Genomic DNA, 439 nt, shown 5'->3' with positions numbered 1-439 from the left:
CTGGCGCAGGCGCGCATCGTCACGCTGCCGACCCACGCCCCGGGGCTGGATGTCGAGGCGCTGGCCGAGCTGCTCGATTCGGGGCGCGTGGCGCGGCCCAAGCTGCTCTACACGGTGCCGACCTTCGCCAACCCGACCGGCGCCGCGCTCGCGCGACTGGGTGGTGCATTTCGCCAGCCTGTCGAAGATCGTCGCGCCGGGGCTGCGGGTGGGCTGGACCGTCGCGCCGGCCGAGATCGCCCGGCGCTGCACCATCGCCAAGCAGACCGTCGACCTGTGCAGCTCGCCGTGGACCCACGCGATCGCCGCCGAGTACCTGGCCGAGGGCGCGCTGGAGCGGCATCTGCCGGTGATCGCCGCGGCCTATCGCGACAAGTGCGATGCGCTCTGCGACGGGCTGGAGGCCGCGCTGGGCGACGCGATCGATTTCCATCGGCCG

The 439-nt window shown here is 73.3% G+C and carries 1 pseudogene; it reads left to right on the top strand.

Annotation, left to right across the window (positions count from 1 at the left end):
- Positions 1-439 (top strand): annotated as a pseudogene (locus HWY05_RS37980) (PLP-dependent aminotransferase family protein); the annotation flags it as partial.

Source organism: Paraburkholderia sp. BCC1876, from assembly GCF_902833695.1.
Lineage (GTDB): Bacteria > Pseudomonadota > Gammaproteobacteria > Burkholderiales > Burkholderiaceae > Paraburkholderia.
Note: the sequence above shows the minus strand (reverse complement) of the source record. Positions and strands in the feature narration are given on the sequence as shown.